Source organism: Streptomyces sp. NPDC031474, from assembly GCF_055581185.1.
The window spans coordinates 94789-111528 of record NZ_JBVIJX010000025.1 but is presented as its reverse complement, the minus strand read 5'-3'; the positions used below and the strand labels follow the sequence as shown (position 1 = coordinate 111528).

Genomic DNA, 16740 nt, shown 5'->3' with positions numbered 1-16740 from the left:
ACGTGGGAAGGAGAAGCGGATGCTACGGGTGCGCGCGGGCGGCGGCTACGCGCCGAACGCCTTGCCCTTCCCCTTCACCGGCTTGGCGCCGGCCCGGAGATGGGCCGGCACGAGGTCGATGGCGGGCTCGCTGTAGCCGACGGACACGATCCTGTCGCCCTGGTACGTGAAGCTCGTCAGCGAGGCGAGCGTGCACTGCCGCTTGCGCGGGTCGTGCCACAGCCGCCGCCGCTCGACATAGGACCGCACGATCCAGATCGGCAGCTGGTGGCTGACGAGCACGGCCTCGTGCCCGCGGGCCGCGTCCTTCGCCGCGTCCAGCGCGCCCATCATCCGCACCACCTGGTCGACGTACGGCTCGCCCCAGGACGGCTTGAACGGGTTGACGAGGTGCTTCCAGTTCTCGGGCCGGCGCAGCGCCCCGTCCCCCACCCCGAACGTCTTGCCCTGGAAGACGTTGGCGGCCTCGATGAGCCGCGCGTCGGTGGCCAGATCCAGACCGTGCGCCTTCGCGATCGGCGTGGCCGTCTCCTGCGCCCGCTCCAGCGGCGAGGCGACGACGTACGTCACATCACGCGGAGCGAGGTGCTCGGCGACCCGGTCGGCCATCTGCCGGCCCAGCTCGGAGAGGTGGTAGCCGTCGAGACGGCCGTAGAGGACGCCGTCGGGGTTGGCGACCTCGCCGTGCCGCATGAGGTGGACGACGGTGAGGTCCTTGCCGCTGTTGCCGTTGGTGCTCACGCGGTGGCCTCCGCAGCCGCTCGGGCCGCCGCCGGGAGGGCGTCGGCGATTCTCTGGACGGCCGCGTCGTCGTGGGCCGTGGACACGAACCAGGACTCGAAGGACGACGGCGGCAGGTAGACGCCGTTCGCCAGCAGCGAGTGGAAGAAGGCGGTGAAGCGGAATGACTCCTGCGCCTTGGCGTCCTCGTAGTCACGGACGGGCCGGTCCGTGAAGAAGACGGAGAACATGTTGGAGGCGCTCTGCAGCGTGTGCGCGACGCCCTCCTTGGTGAGCGCCTCGGAGACGAGCGCCTGGATCTGCCCGGACACGGCGTTGATCCTGGTGTAGGCGTCGTCGTCGAGGAGCCGCAGCTGGGCGAGCCCGGCGGCGGTGGCGATCGGGTTCCCGGAGAGCGTGCCGGCCTGGTAGACGGGCCCGGCGGGAGCGAGGTGCGCCATGACGTCGGCGCGACCGCCGAACGCGGCTGCGGGGAAGCCGCCGCCCATGACCTTCCCGAAGGTCATCAGGTCGGGCCGCACCCCGTCGATCCCGAACCAGCCCGCCCGGCTGGTCCGGAAGCCGGTCATGACCTCGTCGGAGATGAACAGCGCGCCGTTGTTGGCGCAGGCGTCCTTGAGCCCCTGGTTGAACCCGGGCAGCGGCGGCACGACCCCCATGTTCCCGGGCGAGGCCTCGGTGATCACGCACGCGATCTCGCCGGGATGCCGGTGGAAGGCCTCCTGCACGGCCTCCAGGTCGTTGTACGGCAGGACGATGGTGTCGCCGGCCTGGGCGCCGGTGACACCCGGGGTGTCGGGCAGCGCGAAGGTGGCCACGCCGCTGCCGGCCGCGGCGAGCAGCGAGTCGACGTGACCGTGGTAACACCCGGCGAACTTGATCACCTTGGTGCGGCGGGTGAAGCCGCGGGCGAGCCGGATGGCCGACATGGTGGCCTCGGTGCCGCTGGAGACCAGCCGCACCTGCTCCAGGGGCTCGATGCGGGCCACCATCTCCTCGGCGAGCGCCACCTCGCCCTCACCGGGCGTGCCGAAGGAGGTGCCGCGCAGGACGGCGTCCTGCACGGCCGCGATGACCTCGGGGTGCGAGTGCCCGAGGATCATGGGCCCCCAGGAGCAGACGAGGTCGACGTACTCGCGCCCGTCGGCGTCCGTCAGATACGGGCCGGTGCCGGACACCATGAACCGGGGCGTTCCGCCCACGGCGCGGAAGGCGCGCACCGGGGAGTTCACGCCGCCCGGCGTGACGGCCGACGCACGGTCGAAAAGCGCCTGCGAGACGGGCGCATCGTATGAATAGGGCAGTTCGCTCATGACCTGCGACTTCTCCGACCTTCTCCGACTTGCTGGACTCCGGTTGCCAGTGACCTCCCAGGGTAGGCCAGCGGTGCTCGCCCTCGGCCGGGGCCGCCGCCCGCCCGCCCGACCGCTTCGTCATCTGCGAAACTGAAACGGACTGAGCCTGATAGACGTAGCTCACAACGACCAGGTGTCGAGGGGCTGCGAAGATCCTGCGGACAGGTGTTTCAACGCACGTTTCGGCGTGCGGCCGTGGGGGAGGTCACTGACACGATGATCGGGTTGCGCGGCGGGGGCCACGCATCCTAGAAAAGCAGTCGGGTGGAGATATGCATCGCGGTGGCGGGCTGGGCGAGGGGACTGACGACCTGGGTCCTCGACGTGCCCATCGGGGAAGGCACCGGCGCGACGCGGAGGAAGCCGACGAAGCACGCCAGAACCAAGCCATGAACCAGGGTATGAACCAGGGTGTACCGAATGATCCCGAGCGGGTCGACGGCCGATTCGAGGGACGATTCGACGGCCGATTCGACCGTCGCGTCGACCAGCGGGTCGATCGTCTCCGGGCGGAGAGCAGGAATGGTGGTCGGGTGGGGGTGACGTACAAGTACTTCGGCGCGCCGGACGGTGCGACGGCGGCCCGCGTCCCGATCTCGATGCGCCCCGAGGAGCTCGGCGGCGACGAGCTCGGCATGAACGGCATGTTCACCAAGATCAAGCCGGAGACGATGGCCGCCATGGTCCTCACCGGCATCGAAGGCGTCCCCCTCCACAAGGTGCCCCCGCTGGAACTGGTCGTCCTCCACCCCGACTACGCCGTCGTGAAGCTCCCCATGACGGTCGTGGACCCCCTGCGCGACATCGGCGAGGAAGCGGTGGGCGCGGCAGCGTTCATCTGGTCGACGGTCCCGGACCGCGGCGGCCCCCGCGACGCGTTCAACGTGTACCAACTGCTGCACGAGTGGCAGGACTTCAGCCACCGGTTGCATGAGGCGGGGCATCAGCCTTACTGCCTGGTGTGGCCCTGAGCTGGGGTTTCAGGGGTTTCGGGCGGGGTTTCTGACCCCGCCCTCGTCATGTGCGGAGAGAGGCCGTCAGGCGGCCAGGGCACATTGAGGGCACATGGGTTTCGCCGGGGGCACTGATGTGCCCTGGGTGCCAGGCCGGTCGTCCTCGTCTTCTGCCTCGGCTTCTGCGAAGACGTCGTCGATCGCCTTGCGGGTGCGGGTCTCGCTGGACGGCAGCAGATGCGTGTACGTCCGCAGCGTGAAGCCCGGGTCCGAGTGTCCGAGGTACTCGGAGAGCGCCTTGATGCTCTCCCCCGCGTCCAGGAGTACGGAGGCGTACGCGTGCCGGAGGGCGTGCATGCCGTCTTCCGGGGCCGCCTGGAGGTAGCGCGCCCCGCGCTCGCGGGGAGGGATCACGCCGGCGGCGGCAAGAGCGCGCTTCCAGTCGCCCATGTTGAAGACGCTGCGGTTGTAGGCCCGCCCCTTCTTGTCGACGAAGAGGAGGCGGAAGGTCTTCGGCTCGCCGTCCGGCTTGCCCCACGGCAGGGCGACGTCGACCGGCGGGAACTCCTTCATGTGCGCCTTGAGGGCTGCGGCGAGCTGAGCCGACAGGGGCACTGACCGGATCCTGTTGCCCTTGGGCAGGGCGAAGACGGGCTTCGTACCGACCAGCCGCACCTGGCGGTTGACGTGGATCCAGCCGCCCTTGAAGTCGATGTCCTCGACGGCGAAGCCGAACAACTCGCCCTGCCGCAGACCGCAGCCGAAGGCGAGCTTGCCGCCGGCCTGGAAGCGCTTCGGCAGTTCGGTGATGACCGCGCGGACGCGCTCCAGTGACCAAGGGATGATCTTCTTCTTGGTCGCGGTCGGGAGCTTGACCGACTTCGCCTTGCACGGGTTCTTCGGCAGCAGCCCGTCCTCCACGGCCGCGCCGAGGATGCTGGAGAGGATGTCGAAGATGCCCTCGATCGTCGACACCTCCAGGCCGCCGTCCTGGAGTGTGCGGACCCAACCCTGGATGACCGAGGGCTGGTTGAGGGATCTCAGCTCGCGTCGGCCGAGGTGCTCGGTGATGTGGTTGCGGACCGTCGCCTCATAGCGGAGCGCAGTCGTCGGGCCGACGGAGTTCGCGTCGAGCCACTTCTGCGCGTAGGCGACGAGCGTCTGCTTCGTCTCGGCGGGGACGACGTAGGAGCCCTGCCGGATCTCGACGTCGACCTCGGCGGCGCGGTTGTCCGCCTCGGCCTTCGTGTGGAAGTTCTCCTTGCGCTGGCGGTCGTCCAGGTCGCGGTAACGGACCTGCCAACGCTTACCGATGCCGTGGTCGGCAGTCGGGACCATCCGCTTCGTACGGCTCTTGTGCTCGCCGCACTCGGCCTCGGTGGGCTTGGGGTGGGACTTGTGCCAGCGGTCGTACACGTCAGCCAAGAAGGGCCTCCTGGGTGGGGGTGAGGGAGTGGGAGGTGGCGTTGGACACCGGGGAGTGTGTCGGCCACGGGAGCAGCAGGGCTGCGGGAGGGGCGCCGAGCGCGGTGGCGAGGGCGATGAGGTCGTCTACGTCGCATCGGCGGCGGGCGCGTTCGGTGCGACTGAGGGCCGTGTTGGCCATCGGGCGGCCCAGCGCGGTGCAGCGGGCGGCGAGCTGGTGCTGGGTCAGGCCGCGCACGAGACGTAGGTGCTCGATGGCGCGGGCGGTGTGGAGGCCGGCGGGGCCTATTTCGACAGGTCGGTTGGGCATGACAGATAGCTGTAACTTGCATCCGGGCGTCATGGCAAGAGTTAGCTCTTAAACTCTCCAATAGTCGTTCGGGGGCGAAGTGGCGTTCGTCTCGTCGAATTCCGGTACATCGCGAGGCGTTTCGGCCGAGGTGCCGTGTTACCTTCCCTCGCCGTTTTCGAGTTGGGCGATTTGGATAGACATCAGCCATGATGCCCGGCGGGTCAGTCACCTCGTACCTGACCGCCAGGTGTCACCTCTGAGCTGCGGAGGTACCGGATTCCGGCACCTCGACCGGTTGCTTCGCCGCAAGAAGATTTCGGGCCCGGCGGGAGCGATTTCGGCAACCGGGGATCCACCCTTACTGTTTCCCTCTCCCCGGCCACTCCGAAAGAAGTAGTGAGGAGTTTCAGAACCAACTCTGGACTTTTCTCCGGGTGGTGTGGCTGTGTTGTCCAGCCCATTGTTCAAGACCGAAAAGGAGCCCTGTGCCGAAGACCCCTCCCCGTAGCACCAACGCCGCTGCCACCGCGGCGGCTGCCCAGCGTGGCCCCCTTGCCACCCCTGCGGAGGTCGCCGCCTATCTCGGGGTGCCGGTGAAGACCCTCTACCAGTGGAAGTACCGGGGCATCGGCCCCAGCGTCCACAAGGTCGGCCGTCACCTGCGCTACCGCTGGCGGGAGGTGGACGCGTGGCTGGACGCCCAGACGTCGTACGACCTCACGGCCTGACCCCGCATCTGACGCGGACAACGAAGCGGCCCCCGGCGCGCCAACGCCGAGGGCCGAAGACTCCCCTGCCGATCGCCCATCCCTGAACGAACGAGCTGGTGAGGGACGGGACCTTGCCCGTCCTGCCCCTCACCGGAGAGGAAGGCCTATGGAGGACTCTACGTCCCCCCGCACCACGAACACCTCCCCTACCGGCTGGCCCACTCCCGCGGTCCCCGGCGAGGGCATCCCCTGGCGCCGCCAGGATCAGCAGGACACACGGTCCCCCGCGTCGGGGACCGTCGAACACCCATCGGATACGCAAGCACACGGGGACCGTCCCCAGCCGTCTGCCGACGCGGCGGTTGGGAACCGTCCCCTCTACGCGCCCGGCACTCGGTCCCCGCACGTCCCGGTCCCCGAATCGACATCCCGTGCAAACCCGCAGGCCAACGCCGCGAAATCGGGGACCGGTCCCCAAGAGGCTGCAGTTGCACCAGGGGACCGCAGTGGGGACGGTGAGCACGATCCCCGCCAGTCGGTGGGGACCGACACCCTCGTGGCGGACAGCGTCCAGCAGGAGGGGACCGGTCCCGTCGGCGCACGGGGACCGGATCAGGAGGTCGGTCCCCGGCCTCCTCGGGGACCGACAGCCCCTTCGGAACAGGGTTCCGGTGAGGGTGCCGTACTGCTGGATGAGTTGCGGGCGGCGATCGGCAAGTACGTCGTGCTGCCCAGTGACGAGGCGCTGACAGCGGTCACCCTGTGGGTGGCGGCCACGCACATCCAGAGCGTTCTGCAGCACGCGCCGCGCCTGGCGGTCGTCGGCCCGACGAAGGGCTGCGGCAAGTCCCGGGTGCTGGACGTACTCCACGAGACCGTCCACCAGCCGATCATGACGGTGAACATGTCCACGGCGGTGCTCTTCCGCGTCATCGGCAAGAACCCGCGCACGATCCTGGTGGACGAGGCCGACACCATCTTCAGCAAGGCCGGCGAGAACGAGGAACTGCGCGGCCTGCTGAACGCCGGTCACCAGCGCAACCGGCCCGCCTGGCGGATCTCCGGTCCGGAGCACAAGCCGACCCCGTATCCGACCTTCGCCATGGCCGCGCTGGCCTCGATCGGCGACCTGCCCGACACGATCACGGACCGGGCGGTCGTGCTCCGCATGCAAAAGCGCAAGCCCGGCGAGAAGGTGACCCCGTTCCGCTCGCGCTACACCGTACCGGAACTGAACGCACTGCGGGACAAGCTGGCCGCCTGGCTGGGACCGCTGCGCGGCACGGCCGCTCGCATGGCGCCGACCATGCCGGTGGAGGACCGGGCGGCGGACACCTGGGAACCGCTGGTCATCATCGCCGACCTGGCCAGCGGCCACTGGCCCGCCCATGCCCGTGCGGCCTGTGTGGCGATGACCCGGTTCGAGGCCGTCCAGGACGAGCAGACCAACCTGAAGACGCGGCTGCTGCGCGACATCCACCGCATCTTCCAGGCACACGGCAACCCCGAGGCCCTGTCCTCCCTGGATCTGGTCACCAGCCTGCTCCAGGACCCCGACGCCCCCTGGGCGGAACACGGCACCAAGGGACTCAACGCCCACCACCTGGGCAACATGCTGAGGGACTTCGGCATCAGCCCGGCCAACTACCGGTTCGACAAGGGCAGGCAGGCCAAGGGGTACGCCCGTAACCGGTTCCTGGACAGCTGGGCCCGGCACTGCCCCGACCTCACCGAGACGGCGCCCGCCCCCGCGCACGACGCCACACCTGCGCACCGGGCCCAGGGCAAGCCGCCCGCCGCCCCGGCGGGCCAGCTGCCCGTCGGCCCGCCCGGCGGCCCCACCGGCCCCAAGCCCGCCCGCTGACCCGCCTCCCCCAGGGGCCGTATCAATGCGTCGCATCCGTCCCCGCGCAGGTCAGCGCGGGGACGGATGTCCTCGCCGGGACGGACTTCTCCGTACCTGCCCGAGTGTCCGTACCTGTCCTGACCAGGCATGGGACGGATGCGACGCACGTGACACACCTCCCGCCCCCTCACCAACGGAGTACTCCGATGCGCGACCCTCACCTCGACCAACCCATGCCCCAGGAACAGATGGCCACCACTCCCGTCACACGCGCAGCAAGTTGTCGGGTAAGGAGTCCTTACCCGGCTCCCGCCCTGGAGGGGGCGGAGGCATCCGGCGCAGGGGCACCGGAGTCGGTCGGCCCGGGGGAGCCGACCGGGACTGGGGGCAGCGAGCCGTCGTCGAGCGTGCCGCAGCCGCCTGCGCCGCGTCGCCGTCTGCGTGACAAGCAGCTGCGCGAGCGCCGCGTCCACCCCCGTTACAACGATGACGAGTTCGACCTCGTCCAGAAGGCCGCCGCTCTGAGCCGCATGCAGCCCGGCGGTTACGTCGCCGAGTGCGCGCTCGCCGCCGCCCGTGCCGAGGACCCCACCGCAGCCGTCGCCGACTACCGCGCCATGGTCAAGGCGCTCATGGCCGCCAACCGGCAGCTCGGCGGCATCGGCAACAACCTCAACCAGCTCACCTGGCACCTCAACAGGGACGGCGCCTGGCCCCACCCCGACACCGTCCAACGGCTCCTGGACCGCGTCGAGGCGTCCATCGCCGAGGTGGACACCGCCGTCGCGCAGATCACTGAGGGGCGGTGAGCCCTTGATCCCGAAGATCATCCTCGGCAAAGGGCCAGAGGCCACGCGCCGCACGATCGGCTATCTCTTCGGCAAGGGCCGGGCCAACGAGCACATCGACCCGCACCTGGTGGCCTCCTGGAACGACTTCGCCCCCGACCCCGGCCGCAGCCCCCACCGCGACCCCAAGGAGGTGGAGGCGCAGCTCGTCGCGCAGCTCGACCAGCCTGTGAAGATGCTCGGCGACAAGGCGCCCAAGTACACCGTGTGGCACTGCCCCGTCCGTGCCGCACCCGAAGACCCGATCCTCACCGACGCCCAGTGGGCCAGCATCGCCCGCCGGATCGTGGCCGCCGCCGGCATCGCCCCCGAAGGCGATACCGAAGCCTGTCGCTGGGTGGCCGTCCGCCACGCCGACGACCACATCCACATCGCCGCCACCCTCGTACGGCAAGACGGCCGCCGCCCCCAGCGCGATTACGACCAGCGCGCCGCCCAGCGCGAAGCCCGCCAGATCGAAGTTGACTACGGGCTGAGGCGGTTGAAGCCGGGCGACGGCACCGCCGCCAAACGCCCCACCAGCAAGGAACACTTCAAGGCCAAACGCCTGGGCCAGGACGCCACCTCCCGCGAGATCCTGCGTCTGCGGGTCCGTCGTGCCGTCGCCGCCGCGGCCGACGAGGCCGAGTTCTTCGCCCTGCTGGAGGCCACCGGCGTGAGCGTGCGCCTCAAGCGCGGCCCGTCCGGCGATGCACTTGGCTGTAACTTCGCCCTGCCCGGCGACACCAACGACAAGGGCGAGCCGGTCATCTTCTCCGGCTCTACCCTCGCGCCCGACCTCTCCCTCCCCCAGATCCGCCGACGTCTCGCCACCACCAGCCCCGAACCGGTCACCGTCCGGCCGGGCAATCCGTGGCACCAGGCCACCGCCGCCACCGAACGCATCCCCCAACACCTCACCCACGGCGACGACCCCACGGGGCAGGGACAGCTGGTCGCGCTCGGCGCCGCACTGGACCTCCTGCCGGTCACCGCACCGGCGGCACTGAAGGCCGAACTCGAACAGGCAGCCGCCGCCTTCGAGCGCGCCACCCGCTCCCGCATCGCCGCCGACCTCGACAGCACTCGCGTCCTGCGCCGCAGCGTCCAGGCGATCTGGAAGGACCCCACACGGCATGGCGACGGTGCCGGACTGGCGATGCTGCTGGACGTCGCGCTCACCGCGGTCGCCTATGCGATGCACTGGCACCGCATCCGCCAGCACGCCCAACAGGAGGCAGCAGCGGAACAAGCCCTCGTCCATCTGCAGGTCGCGTACGCGCAGGCCGCCAAGCCGGTCCTGGCCGGTCTCGCCAGCCGAGCACCCAGCCCGCAGACCAAGCGCCGCTACGCCCACCACCTCCAGCAGGCAGTCCCCGAACGCGCCGAGCGCATCCTCAACGACCCCGCCTGGGACTCACTCACCACCGTGCTCGCCGAGGCCGAAGCAGCAGGACACAACGCAGCCGCCGTCCTCGACCAGGCCCTCGGCCAGCGCACCCTGGACGACGCCCACAGCCCCGCCCGCGCACTGACCTGGCGCATCCGCCGCCTCGGCGAACGCCACGCACCCAGTCCACGAGCCGAGGCAGCCCGGGCTACTCCGGTCCAGCCTGCGGCAGCAGCTCCTCCCCCACAGCCCCAGTCGGCACGGCGGCGCTGATTACGGCCGCGCGGACACCTTGGGAGTGAGCAGTTCCAGCGCCTCTTCCCAGCGGTAGCGGTCGGCCCCGCCGCCGGCCTTCGGTCGATGCGGCTCGTACGAGCCGATCAGGACGTCCATCTCGCGCAGTCGCTCCAGGCTCTGCCGGTATGCGGGATGGGCGGCCTGGGCCGAGTTCACGTACGGCAGGACGGCGGCGGGGATGCCCATGCCGTATGACTCGCACAGGATGCCCAGGGCCAGCGTGTCGGAGATCCCTGCCGCCCACTTGTTGACCGTGTTGAAGGTGGCCGGCGCCACCGCGATCGCGTCGGCGGGCGGCAACGGGCGAGGATCGCCGGGTGAGCGCCAGGCCGAGCGGATCGGGTAGCCGGTCTGGGCCTCGACCGCCTCTGTGTCGATGAAACCCAGGCCCTGCGGAGTGGCCACCACGCCGACGTCCCAGTTTGCCACTTGAGCGGCCGTGATCAGCTTGCCGACGTCGCTGGCGACCCCGGCCGCGCACACCACGACGTACAGGAACGGCTTCTTGCCCGGCACCTGCGGCTCGGTCACGTGAAGCCCCCCATAAGCCGATGGTCTCGTTGGGCCGCCAGCATGGCAGCCAGGGCTTCCGGCCCGATCCGGCTCAGCGCCCAGAGGCTGCTGATGTGGCGGGCCCACCGCCAGCGTGGGTCGCCCGTGTCCACAGGGGTGTGGAAGGACAGCACCTGGACGCCGTGGCCATCGAAAGCCTGAGTGTCGAGGTAGCGCCAGCCGCCCGTGCCGCAGAGGTAGTGGGTGCTGCTGGTGGCCGCGGCGAGGTCGGCGAGTCTCTCTGACCGGCCCACCCGGGTCGGAATCGCGCTGCTGCGCAGTACCTCGCCGCTCCAGCCCAACGCGGTGAGCAGGGCGACCGTCGACGCCTTGGCAACGTCGGATACACGGTCGGTGTCCTCGAACTGATCGAGAACCGCGTCCAGGACGTCGCGCACCGCGGGCCAATAGCGGCTGCGGCCGTAGTACTGGCGTGTCAACAGGCTGACGGTGCGACGGGATCGGCCGGGTTCGGCGAGCCGTGCCTGGTCGATCGGTGTCGGGCGCCCGTGAGGAAGGCGGGTCGGGAGCGTGAGCCACTGCTGCCGAGCGGGCTCGTCCAGGGCCGCCAGACGAGCCCGGTGCTGGTAGTCGCGCCGGGCGAACTGGACGTCGTCGAGGACGATCCACCGGTCGGCGGCGTACAGCTTCGCCACCGTGGACAGCCGCGGGAACAGGTTCGGTTGGTGGATCGCGCACACCCCGCCCGGCGAACCGGCGTGGGTCGGGTTAGGTGCCGATGAGGCGGCTGTCGAATCCGTCGCGCAGAAGGCGCTCGTAAGCGTCATACACATCCCCCGGTACGTCCTGCTCGACGGCGAAGCCGAGCTTCGGGTACTCAATCACCCGTTGCAGGTCGCCGACGAGCATGTCGACGACGAGCTTCTCGTCGCCGATGGACTTGATGTAGTCGTCCAACTCCAGTGGCTCGGAGGCGCAGACAACCTCCGCCTCGGGCCACAGCTTGCGGCACGTCGCATACGAGCGGCGCTCCATGTACGGCTTGGAGATCAGCAGCAGCGACTCCACCGCGATGCCGGCCTCGGCCAGCAGCTCCCGGGAGAACGTGATGTTCTGACCAGTGTTGGCTGCCTTCGGCTCGACCAGGATCGCTTCGTCCGGCACACCCAGGCTCAGCGCATGCTCGCGGTAGTGCACCGCCTCGCCGCGCGGGAAACGGGCCCGGGTGGTGGGGCTGTTGCCACCGCTGAACACCACGACTGGGAAGAGACCGGCGCGGTACAGATCGGCGGCCGCGGTGGCCACCCCGAGGTCGTGGCTACCCAGGCCGATCGCCGCCGAGCAGGGCCGCTGCTCGTGGCCCATCTGGTGGTAGTCCCAGATCAGCGTCGCGTCGTGAAACTGCTCGTCGGTGATCTGGCGCTGCTCGTGCTCCGGCACTGGCACTCCCTGGCTCATCCCTGCTGGTCCTTGCGGATGCCCTCGATACTGCGCAGCTGGTGGCTCAGCCCGTACTGCCGGGCCACCTGTGCCGCCTGATCGAGGACGGACAGCCCATCATTCCGGGTCGCCGCATCCGACAGAAGGATGTGCCCGTGCGCGGTGTCCAACCGCACCCGCTGCATCGGGGAGTCGACCGTGCCGGTCGTGCGCGCGATCCCGATGTAGTGCAGGGCCTGCTTCAGGTCGCCGGCACCGCGGTGGGCCAGGGCCAGCTTCTGGTGCGCGACCGACCAGTCCTCCGGTTCGCCCAGGTCCTCGAAGAAGCGGGTGGCCTCGACCATGACGCCGGTGGCGTACTCGTTGTCGCCCTCCTTGCTCAGCGCCGTACCCACCCAGAGCCGGGCCCTGGCGCGGTCGCGCGGGCTCAAGCGCTCGTCCCCGGCGAGCAGTTCGTAGTGGTGGGCGGAGGATTCCAGCTGGCCCGACATCTCCTGGACGACAGCGAGGGACAGCTCGATCTGGGCCACCCGGCGCGGGATGTCGAGCTCGGTGAACATGCCGCGAGCGGTCAGATAGGAGTGCCGGGCTGAGAGTGGGCCGAGGATCGCGCCCTGATCGCGCTGGAGGTCGCCAAGGAGCACGAGGGAACGGCCGTACAAATAGAGGCCCTTGTCGTCCAGTTGCTGGGGTGCACGGCTGCCCAGCCAGCGGTTCAACAGGGTTGAGGCGAAAGGGAAGTCCTGGCGGCTGATGCAGACAACAGCGCGCTCGATGTCCTCGGTCCAGGTCTCGTAGTCCGTCGGCCGCGCGCTCTGCCGTTCAGGGAACAGCACTGTCTCGAACCGGGATTGGGAGGCGGAATCCGCCCGTGCGAGCGCAGTGTCGAGGATGGCCTGCGTGTCTGGGCGTGGCTGCGTCTCCGCGCCGAGGCTCTCCCACTTCGCAACCGTGCGCAGCGCGACACCGAGGTGCTCGGCGAAAGCGCGCATGCTCATACGCAACGCGGCGCGCAGGGCGCTCGCCTCCCGACCTGTCCACTGCTGCACGCTGACCACGGATGACCTCCCTACGTCACGTATGGAAGCACTGTCAGTGACGACGTGGGGCGGGAAGTGCAACGGAAGTACAACAGCAGGTCATTTCGAGGCCGTTCACGACGGCCGACGCTGTGGGCATGGACGACGACCTCATCACCGAACGCCGCCCCATCGCATTCCCTCAGGTCTTCGGCTACCTGCGTCACGTCACCGGCGGCCTACCCCGCCATACGGCTCTCGTCGACTGCCTCACCGAATACTGCGACCGGCACGAACTAGCCTTGTGCGGCGTCTTCACCGACCGCGACGCCACAGTGATCGTCCGCTCCCCCGCCTTCGTCGGTCTGCTCGACGCGCTCGAACTCCCCGATGCCTACGGTGCCGTGGTTCCGGCTCTCAGCCACCTCGGCCCAAAGGGCCTCGGCACCGAACGCAAGCGGCAGATAACAGCAGCAGGCGCTCGTCTGATCGTGGTCCGCCACCTCACACCGACCACGGAATCCACCTCTTCGCTCGGCGCGAGCCACAGCTTCCGGCCGCTGGGGGATGCGTGATGTCCGTGCGTGACGCGTTGCGAAGGGCTCCCATGGTGAACGACGTGCCGGGGCTGCGGCTACTGAAGGTCGGCGACGGCTGGGACGTCGTGCGCACCTCCGCCGAGATCGGCCTCCTGGCCCTGGCCTACCTGCGCTGCATCGGTACTTCCGTCGGCCCCGTGCTGTACGACAGGCCCAACGGGCGTCTCTACTACGCCGTCCCTACCGGCACCGCAGCCAGTTGGGACGATCTGCCGGTACGGCACCTCTCCACCAACTCCTGGCTCGTCGCGCCCGGCCTGGAGCTGCTCGACGACTGGTTCGGCGGGTGGTGCGAGCTGCCTGACGACGACACCCTCACCGACGCGGACGCCCTCCGTGCCGCGCTCCAGCACCCGTACGTCGCCGCGGCCAAGGACGAAGCGCACGCCGACGCCTGCCTCTAGAACCCGGGCCCCACGCCCCTCTACCCCAACCTCTAGGGGAAACCTGTGACGACCCACCTCGTCTCACCGAACACCGTGCTCGCCAACGCCCTTCTCCGCGCCGAGGACGTCCTGACTCCACGCATCCTGGCCACTCCGCCGGAGCGGATCGTGCTGGTCGTCGGCACCCAGATCAACGGCGCCCCGCACCTCGGCACCTCACTCGTGCAGTCCCTGGCCTTCGCCATGGCCGCTCGCCTGCGCGACCGCTTCGGCATCCCCACCGAGGTCTTCTTCAACGCACTCGACAACGCGCCGTACGAACTGGCCACCGACCCCACAAACGGCCACCGCTATCAACGCGCCTACGCCCAAGCCCTCGGCGAGCAAGCCTTGACCGACCTCGTCAAAGCCCTCTACCAGCCGCTCTTCACGGCTCTGTCCCGACGCCTGGGCATCCCCCACCGCGTCGAGACCTACACGCAGCAGCAGGCCGGCGAGCACTTCCGCCGAACTTGGCTACGGCTACTTCCCCGCCTCGACGCCGCCCGTTGGTGGCTTGCACCCTCCACTGGCACGCCGCACCTGCGAATCCCCTGCCCGCACACAAGCTGTGGCTGGGCGGAGAAGCACGCGGAACACACCCGGGTCCATCTCACCGACCGAGAAGAGGCCACCGTCGCCGCCGTATGCCTCCACCACGGCCCCTACCGAACCACCATCACACCCACCGCCGGCGCCTACCTCGACCTGGCCACCCTCTACCGCAACCTCGTCAAGGAACTCGCCCTCACCGGCACTCCGTCCCACGGAACCCTGTACGTCATGGTCAAGGGCGGCGACTGGATCTTCGGCTCCCTTCTCGTCGACGAAGCCCTCCAGGCCGTCGGCCTCACCCGAGCCCAACTCCCCGCCCGCCTGTTCTGCCCGCAGGTCGTCACCGACACCGGCGCCAAACTGTCCAAGTCCCTCATCCGCGAAGGCAACGCCCCCTTGCCCGAGGGCGCCGCCGACTGGATGCTCGACACCCGGCAATGGCCCGGCACCGTCACCGAGTACGCCGATCAACTGCTGGCCACGGCCGAAACGCTGCTGTCCGACCCGCGACACTTCTTCCGCTCGTACTCCGCGGCCGAGATCGGCCGCCTGATCACCACACCAGCACCCAGGAGCATCCCCTCCCGATGAGCAACACCACCCCACGTGTCCACGAACTCAACCTCTACCGCCAGTACTTCGACCTCGTGGTCGCAGGCACCAAGATCATCGAGGTGCGGGTCAAATACGCCCACCTCGCCCACCTCGCCGCCGGCGACACAATCCGTTTCCGTATCAAGGGCACAGACGAGAATCGCGAGGTCACGGTCGAGCGAGTCACGGAATACCCCAACTTCGAGGCCCTGCTCGACGGCGAGGGCCCCTCCAACGTGAACCCCACGACCACCCGCAACGAGCAGCTCGCCAACATTCGGGCCATCTACCCACCGGAAAAGGAAGCTCTTGGCGCCCTGGCCATCCAGATCAGGCTCATCAGCTGACACCTGACGCCCTACCCATCCCCTGGACGGACGGGTCTGGGACGAGTTCCCCCGCCCACGTGCCGAGGCTTGTGCTGTCGGCGCCTGACCAGAGGGAGTTGCTGGGAAGGATTCCGGACGGGGCTCTGCTCGACGGGACAGCAAGAGGTTCCCACCGCAGCTTTTCGCCGCGGCCGGGGCGCGTGGACCGCGGCGCGGGACGTGAGCGCCGCGGTCCACGGCTTCATGGCAGGAACTTCACCTCGGGGAAGGCCGCGCTCGGGCCGTCGAGCAGATGCCCTCGGCGGTGGCGTAGGTGCTGGTCGAAGAAGGCGAGCGGGTAGCCCTGTTGGATCCGTACCGACCTGGCCGGGTCGAGGGTGCCGATCCAGTCCTGGATCTGCTGGTCGGTCATGCCGAGGATCTTGCCTGCCTGTGGGATGAGCGTCGCGTTGTCGCCGTATGAGTTGTGGATGGCCCCGTCGGCCTGGATGTCGAGCCGCCAGCCCCGAAGGTGCGTCCAGAACTCGGCGACGTCCGGCATGGCGGCCCGGGTGAACACGGCGGTCATCATCATGAACGGCCGGTCCAGGTCGGCGGTGATGGTCGGCTGCATCGGGCCGTCGATGCTGAGCCCGGCCCTGACGCGCTGGTCGGCGAGCATGGTGAGCGCGGTGGCGGTGCCACCCTTCGACCAGCCGAACGCACCGATGCACCGCGGGTCGAGGGCGCCGAGCAGGCCCTGGGGCAGTGCCCTGCCGTCGACGTCGGGGTTGTGCCCGGCGGCGAGCCCCTCCACGCAGTCGAGCAGGAACCGGAGGTCCGCGGCGAAGTCCCTCGGGAACATCGGAACGTCGCCCGGGGTGACCACCCGGCCGTCGGGGAACTCGGTGAACGTGTCGTAGGTGTGGTCGACGGTGACCACGGCGTAGCCGTGGCTGGCGAGTTCCTGGACGATGATGGTGTGGTCGGCGCGGTGGCTGCCCGAGCCGTGCGAGTACACGATGACGGGCAGGCGGTGGCCGGCACGGTGCACGGGCGCGCCCGCATGTGCGGCGGTGAGCGGGCCGAGGGCGGGGTCGAGGGCGAAGCCGGCGTCCGTCAGGAGCGCCCGCAACGCGCCCTCGGTCATCCAGGGGGCGCGCGGCAGGTCCTCCGCCCTGCGGGCGGGGTACCAGACGCTGGCCATCAACTCGCGATGATGCCCCGGGCCGGCCACAGGATCCGGGCGTGAGGTGTCGACGAGGTGGAGCGGCACCATGCCCACCGGGTGCGGTCCGGTGGGCGGAGGCAGGGTGAGTTGCACCGGGCCGGAGGCGGTCGGAGCCGCCCACGCGCGGGATGCGACGCCGAGCGGCACGGCAGTCCCGATCCCAGCGGTCAGCGCTGCCCCGAGCATGCGACGGCGCGTCATTGGTTTTCGGCTGTTGGAC

General features: G+C 69.5%; 18 protein-coding genes. 9 read left to right on the top strand and 9 right to left on the bottom strand.

Going from position 1 to position 16740, the window contains the following annotated elements; all coding sequences use genetic code 11:
* Positions 1-45 precede the first annotated feature (45 nt).
* Both ACZ5SK_RS40875 and hemL read right to left on the bottom strand, forming a co-directional pair.
* Entirely contained in the window at positions 46-693 is a 648-nt protein-coding gene (locus ACZ5SK_RS40875; RefSeq protein ID WP_334581219.1) for a histidine phosphatase family protein, read from the bottom strand.
* Between the two features lie 44 nt (positions 694-737).
* Positions 738-2054: a glutamate-1-semialdehyde 2,1-aminomutase gene (hemL, locus tag ACZ5SK_RS40870; RefSeq protein WP_334577960.1), complete on the bottom strand. Its 1317-nt coding sequence runs from the start codon at positions 2052-2054 to the stop codon at positions 738-740.
* A gap of 314 nt (positions 2055-2368) precedes the next feature.
* Here hemL and ACZ5SK_RS40865 point away from each other — a divergent pair, with 314 nt between their 5' ends.
* The gene (locus tag ACZ5SK_RS40865) at positions 2369-3067 is read left to right on the top strand and encodes a hypothetical protein (RefSeq protein ID WP_334577961.1); all 699 of its coding nucleotides are present in this window, start codon (positions 2369-2371) and stop codon (positions 3065-3067) included.
* Between the two features lie 66 nt (positions 3068-3133).
* On the opposite strand, the gene ACZ5SK_RS40860 is transcribed toward ACZ5SK_RS40865, so the two are convergent.
* Both ACZ5SK_RS40860 and ACZ5SK_RS40855 read right to left on the bottom strand, forming a co-directional pair.
* The gene (locus ACZ5SK_RS40860) at positions 3134-4465 is read right to left on the bottom strand and encodes a tyrosine-type recombinase/integrase (protein WP_361708327.1); all 1332 of its coding nucleotides are present in this window, start codon (positions 4463-4465) and stop codon (positions 3134-3136) included.
* A 1-nt stretch (position 4466) separates the two neighbouring features.
* Positions 4467-4784, bottom strand: coding sequence for a helix-turn-helix domain-containing protein (locus ACZ5SK_RS40855; protein WP_361708293.1), 318 nt, complete (start codon positions 4782-4784; stop codon positions 4467-4469).
* A gap of 467 nt (positions 4785-5251) precedes the next feature.
* Between ACZ5SK_RS40855 and ACZ5SK_RS40850 the strand changes: the two genes are divergently transcribed.
* The 4 genes from ACZ5SK_RS40850 (at position 5252) to ACZ5SK_RS40835 (ending at position 9812) form a co-directional block, all read left to right on the top strand.
* Complete coding sequence (locus tag ACZ5SK_RS40850; protein ID WP_361708290.1) at positions 5252-5494, top strand: helix-turn-helix transcriptional regulator; 243 nt, start codon at positions 5252-5254, stop codon at positions 5492-5494.
* A gap of 679 nt (positions 5495-6173) precedes the next feature.
* Positions 6174-7340 carry a DUF3631 domain-containing protein gene (locus ACZ5SK_RS40845; RefSeq protein ID WP_457494712.1) on the top strand — a complete coding sequence of 389 codons (1167 nt, stop codon included), beginning with the start codon at positions 6174-6176 and terminating at the stop codon, positions 7338-7340.
* Between the two features lie 389 nt (positions 7341-7729).
* Complete coding sequence (locus ACZ5SK_RS40840) at positions 7730-8131, top strand: MobC family plasmid mobilization relaxosome protein (protein ID WP_361708288.1); 402 nt, start codon at positions 7730-7732, stop codon at positions 8129-8131.
* A 4-nt stretch (positions 8132-8135) separates the two neighbouring features.
* Complete coding sequence (locus ACZ5SK_RS40835) at positions 8136-9812, top strand: relaxase/mobilization nuclease domain-containing protein (RefSeq protein ID WP_361708285.1); 1677 nt, start codon at positions 8136-8138, stop codon at positions 9810-9812.
* On the opposite strand, the gene ACZ5SK_RS40830 is transcribed toward ACZ5SK_RS40835, so the two are convergent.
* The 4 genes from ACZ5SK_RS40830 to ACZ5SK_RS40815 are packed head-to-tail and all read right to left on the bottom strand — an operon-like array spanning position 9813 to position 12847.
* Entirely contained in the window at positions 9813-10367 is a 555-nt protein-coding gene (locus tag ACZ5SK_RS40830) for a flavoprotein (RefSeq protein WP_361708282.1), read from the bottom strand.
* Entirely contained in the window at positions 10364-11089 is a 726-nt protein-coding gene (locus tag ACZ5SK_RS40825; protein WP_361708279.1) for a WbqC family protein, read from the bottom strand. The genes ACZ5SK_RS40830 and ACZ5SK_RS40825 overlap by 4 nt, the downstream gene beginning before the upstream one ends.
* A gap of 28 nt (positions 11090-11117) precedes the next feature.
* A complete protein-coding gene (locus ACZ5SK_RS40820) occupies positions 11118-11807 on the bottom strand; it encodes a YdcF family protein (RefSeq protein WP_361708276.1) in 690 nt (229 codons plus the stop codon).
* Entirely contained in the window at positions 11804-12847 is a 1044-nt protein-coding gene (locus ACZ5SK_RS40815) for a helix-turn-helix domain-containing protein (protein ID WP_361708273.1), read from the bottom strand. The genes ACZ5SK_RS40820 and ACZ5SK_RS40815 overlap by 4 nt, the downstream gene beginning before the upstream one ends.
* Positions 12848-12966: 119 nt before the next feature.
* On the opposite strand from ACZ5SK_RS40815, the gene ACZ5SK_RS40810 reads away from it, so the two are divergent.
* From ACZ5SK_RS40810 to ACZ5SK_RS40795, 4 genes are read left to right on the top strand one after another with little or no spacing between them, the layout of a single operon-like run.
* Entirely contained in the window at positions 12967-13383 is a 417-nt protein-coding gene (locus ACZ5SK_RS40810) for a recombinase family protein (RefSeq protein ID WP_361708271.1), read from the top strand.
* Positions 13383-13811 (top strand): hypothetical protein, encoded by a 429-nt coding sequence (locus tag ACZ5SK_RS40805; protein ID WP_361708268.1) that lies wholly within the window; start codon positions 13383-13385, stop codon positions 13809-13811. Before ACZ5SK_RS40810 ends, ACZ5SK_RS40805 begins: the two co-directional genes overlap by 1 nt.
* Before the next feature lie 45 nt (positions 13812-13856).
* Positions 13857-14978, top strand: coding sequence for a hypothetical protein (locus tag ACZ5SK_RS40800; protein ID WP_361708265.1), 1122 nt, complete (start codon positions 13857-13859; stop codon positions 14976-14978).
* The gene (locus tag ACZ5SK_RS40795; RefSeq protein WP_361708262.1) at positions 14975-15328 is read left to right on the top strand and encodes an ASCH domain-containing protein; all 354 of its coding nucleotides are present in this window, start codon (positions 14975-14977) and stop codon (positions 15326-15328) included. Before ACZ5SK_RS40800 ends, ACZ5SK_RS40795 begins: the two co-directional genes overlap by 4 nt.
* A 223-nt stretch (positions 15329-15551) precedes the next feature.
* On the opposite strand, the gene ACZ5SK_RS40790 is transcribed toward ACZ5SK_RS40795, so the two are convergent.
* Positions 15552-16706 carry an alpha/beta hydrolase family protein gene (locus ACZ5SK_RS40790; RefSeq protein WP_361708322.1) on the bottom strand — a complete coding sequence of 385 codons (1155 nt, stop codon included), beginning with the start codon at positions 16704-16706 and terminating at the stop codon, positions 15552-15554.
* Positions 16707-16740: the final 34 nt, after the last annotated feature.